General features: G+C 39.6%; 4 protein-coding genes and 3 pseudogenes. 3 read left to right on the top strand and 4 right to left on the bottom strand.

Translation table 11 applies throughout. The annotated features are described in order from the left end of the window. Together BFF42_RS12685 and BFF42_RS12680 are read left to right on the top strand one after the other, a co-directional pair. A pseudogene (locus BFF42_RS12685) lies at window positions 1-378 on the top strand (IS1 family transposase); the annotation flags it as partial. A gap of 11 nt (window positions 379-389) precedes the next feature. Continuing rightward, window positions 390-564 (top strand): annotated as a pseudogene (locus BFF42_RS12680) (T3SS effector OspC family protein); the annotation flags it as partial. A 157-nt stretch (window positions 565-721) separates the two neighbouring features. Here the strand turns inward: BFF42_RS12680 and BFF42_RS28100 are convergent. The 4 genes and pseudogenes from BFF42_RS28100 to BFF42_RS12665 all read right to left on the bottom strand — a co-directional run. Further along, window positions 722-844, bottom strand: a complete 123-nt coding sequence (locus BFF42_RS28100) for a hypothetical protein (RefSeq protein WP_000537156.1) — start codon at window positions 842-844, stop codon at window positions 722-724. 72 nt (window positions 845-916) lie between these two features. Further along, entirely contained in the window at window positions 917-1,657 is a 741-nt protein-coding gene (gene phoN2, locus BFF42_RS12675) for a PAP2 family phosphatase PhoN2 (protein WP_000850663.1), read from the bottom strand. A gap of 328 nt (window positions 1,658-1,985) precedes the next feature. Continuing rightward, on the bottom strand, window positions 1,986-2,852 hold the full coding sequence (gene ospB, locus BFF42_RS12670; protein WP_001046939.1) for a type 3 secretion system effector OspB: 867 nt from the start codon (window positions 2,850-2,852) through the stop codon (window positions 1,986-1,988). 249 nt (window positions 2,853-3,101) lie between these two features. Next, window positions 3,102-3,230: pseudogene (locus BFF42_RS12665) on the bottom strand (DUF3440 domain-containing protein); the annotation flags it as partial. Window positions 3,231-3,330: 100 nt separating this feature from the next. Here BFF42_RS12665 and BFF42_RS12660 point away from each other — a divergent pair. Then, on the top strand, window positions 3,331-3,617 hold a 287-nt coding region (locus BFF42_RS12660), incomplete at its 3' end, for a transposase (RefSeq protein WP_000567737.1).

Raw genomic sequence — 3,617 nt, 5'->3', positions numbered from 1 at the left:
GCCTCAACACGGTTTTACGTCACTTAAAAAACTCAGGCCGCAGTCGGTAACCTCGCGCATACAACCGGGCAGTGATGTGATTGTCTGCGCTGAAATGGACGAACAGTGGGGCTACGTCGGTGCTAAATCACGTCAGGCTGGCTGTTTTACGCGTATGACAGGATACGGATGACGGATGGCTGGCCGCTGTATGAATCACGCCTGAAGGGAAAGCTGCACGTTATCAGCAAGCGTTACACTCAGCGCATTGAGCGACATAATCTGAATCTGAGACAACATCTGGCAAGGCTGGGACGGAAGTCACTGTCGTTCTCAAAATCGGTGGAGCTGCATGACAAGGTCATCGGGCATTATCTGAACATAAAACACTATCAGTAAGTTGGAGTCATTACCAAGTGCTAGAATATTTTATCAATAATGGATTGGTTGATGTAAACAAAAAATTTCAAAAAGCAAATAGTGGGGACACTATGCTTGACAATGCAATGAAAAGCAAAGATTCAAAAATGATTGATTTTTTTATTAAAAAATGGAGCGGTATCAGGCAAACGATTTGAGAGGTGACCTAAAATATATTTAGGTTGTGCCCTGAATCTGAAGTTGTCATTTCTGTTATATTGATCGACATAGGGGATGGTGCAGACCGTTCCCCTGCAACACCACATTGCATGTGGTGAACGGAACCGCCCCGAGTTTCCTAGAGAATGTTTTATCTGTGAACTCAGGTTGCCAGATCATCGTTTCCGATGGCAGCATAATAAGCTTTTTCTGCTTCTGCCGGAGGGATATGTCCCAGCCTTTCCAGTAATCCCTTAAATTCAGGGGTAAAACGTGGTGTGCCCATAGACTCCTCCTATGCTCATATAGGGTAGATTTGTCTATGGGCCCTCCATAGCCTGATACAGGCTGTCCAGCTTTATGGGGTCAGTTCATTGGTAGGAGTATTTAATTCTTCAAACTCTTTTTTGGCTTCGCTAAGGCTTTTGGTAAATTCAGGTGTATTATGAAGTACTGCAACAACCGATGCTCCCATTAAACGCCCAGCCTCTACATCGCTTTGCCAATGCGCACCGCAGATGACCCGACTTTCTCCAAACTCATATCCACGTCGAAGTATTTCCGCTTTACGTTGAGGATTAATCTCCGCAAGTATCAGTGCTACTGCCCAACCAAAGGATGCATGACCAGAGGGATAAGAGCCAGTGATAGCCATTTTCTCATCTTTATCAGGTGTACAGGTTGCGTCTTTATAAATAACGAATGGACGAACTCTTTTATAATATTCTTTGGCGTTACGCACGGCGTAATCATGGCTATCCTGTAGTACTTGTGTTAACAACTGATATAAGATTGGGGTATTTTCCCTTGAAATATCCATGCCATAAGCATCTGAAAATGCAAGACCAAAATTCTCGTAGTATGCATCTTCGCTAGCGAGACGTACACGATTAGCATCCCGGAGCGAGCGGCCGAATTCATAATGAGCTTTGTCAGCCTGAAATACTACTGAATCCTCTGCCGGAGGCGGCGGAAGTATTGACAAACTGTCTGGTGAAGTTTGTTGAGTGAGAAAACCTTCTGCCTTCAGAGCATTTGCTGAGGGGATCAAAATCATATTTGTAGCAATACAAAAAAGAAGAAAGTTTTTGGTTTTCATAATTTATTTCCTTAGCATAATTAATTGATGATTTTGGTCAGCTGTAAAAAACGAGCTGTGTTACAAAAAACACAAGTCATGCGGAAAAATTTGAACAGAGTGATGGAAAAACAAAAAATAGTCTTATATTAAAGTAATAACATTATTTTTCATATTCACGAAAAATAATGTGGTAAAAGAATGATGTTTTTTATCTATTTGTTCGTATCGTTTTGTCTCTGTATTATGATGATTTGTGATTTTCCCTCATAGGGAAGCACTTTTCTACTAAAGAAAAAATAACTTCATCTTAAATGCAAACAATTAACTATAGGTTAAAAATTTTATACTAATCCAGTTCTTTATTAATAATAAAAGTCTTTTTCTGAGAGCTTCTTTTTACTGTATGCTCCGGATCAGCAGGAATTGAAGTTGAACGATAATGTGAGTAGGGAAAAAGCTCTTGACCATAGTGAACTCCATATCCATGATAGCCGGATATTTTTAGACCATCACTCAATGACTCATCGTTTTCAAGGTGTTTTTTTATCTGCTCTAGCAAAGATTCTTTTTCCTTAAAAAAAGGCAGAGAGTTAAGGATACAAGAAAGACTTTCAGCAGGGGCATTGTTAAAATTTTTAGGAGCCACTTTATCAGCGGAGCCGCATGAAGTAAAACGGATATCTTTCACATTTAGAATACCACAGTCTTTCATTCTTGAAATGATTGTTTGTACATCAATAAGTTCCGAACCAAGGCCTAATTGATGAGAACCAGGACTACCGTGCCCAAGAATATAAACCTTATTATACTCTTTAAAATCAGTATCGTTTACTGTTTTTATTTTCGCTTTTTTTACAGAAAAATAAGCAGCAGCATTCAATGCGTCATCATCATTATTTATTACTATTGGTTCACTCTGTGGTAGCCATGATTCAGCCATTTTTAGAAAATCATTTTTACTTTTTTCATTTTTAAAAACATAATCATATAACATCTTGTTCTTAAATACTCTTGGTATTTGTTGTCCCATAATAGATAGAACATCATTGCTATCACAAAAACCTTTCTCTCCTAAAAAAACCAATGCTGCTTTTGGGTGAGTACATGATGAATTTTTTACCCTTTTTATTATATGTGCAAATGCAATATCTGATATGCTTTCATTCTTTTTATTGACTATTCTACAGTATGGTCTAACACCATCTAAATTCATACCTACATGACTCCATATATTGTTTTATAAACATCATAGTAAAGGGTGTTATATTTTCATATAGTATGCAAGCTTCTTTGTATACTATGATTTAAAAAAACGGAACAAAAATGCAATTATATTCTGGCATTGTTTAATGCGGTTTGTCTTTTTTATTCATTATTTCAATGAAAGAATTTCAACTACAAAGTTAATTGATCCTACCTACATAATATAGACACAGTACCTAAAGTACCGTGGAGATCATCCGGGGAAGCCCCGGGTCTGATACCAGTGCAGGTAGACCGCTATCTTGTTCCGGTAATGTTCTGCCGTTCTTTACGGCATCACCTCTAGCAGAAACATCGCGTAACTGCGCCAAGTATGATGAACTTCTCTTACCGCTGCTAGACTGGCCCCCTGAATCTCCAGACAACCAGTATCACTTAAATAAGTGATAGTCTTAATACTAGTTTTTAGACTAGTCATTGGAGTACAGATGATTGATGTCTTAGGGCCGGAGAAACGCAGACGGCGTACCACACAGGAAAAGATCGCAATTGTTCAGCAGAGCTTTGAACCGGGGATGACGGTCTCCCTCGTTGCCCGGCAACATGGTGTAGCAGCCAGCCAGTTATTTCTCTGGCGTAAGCAATACCAGGAAGGAAGTCTTACTGCTGTGGCCGCCGGAGAACAGGTTGTTCCTGCCTCTGAACTTGCTGCCGCCATGAAGCAGATTAAAGAACTCCAGCGCCTGCTCGGCAAGAAAACGATGGAAAATGAACT

The sequence above is a fragment of the Shigella sp. FC1661 genome, from assembly GCF_001712525.1.
In the GTDB taxonomy this organism is placed as follows: domain Bacteria; phylum Pseudomonadota; class Gammaproteobacteria; order Enterobacterales; family Enterobacteriaceae; genus Escherichia; species Escherichia coli.
This window is presented reverse-complemented; position numbering and strand designations above follow the sequence as displayed.

What these genes read in the sequence shown, in the direction of transcription:
- ospB (WP_001046939.1), bottom strand. Translation starts at nt 2,852, where the DNA reads ATGAATTTAGATGGTGTTAGACCATACTGTAGAATAGTCAATAAAAAG.
- phoN2 (WP_000850663.1), bottom strand. Translation starts at nt 1,657, where the DNA reads ATGAAAACCAAAAACTTTCTTCTTTTTTGTATTGCTACAAATATGATT.
- BFF42_RS28100 (WP_000537156.1), bottom strand. Translation starts at nt 844, where the DNA reads ATGGGCACACCACGTTTTACCCCTGAATTTAAGGGATTACTGGAAAGG.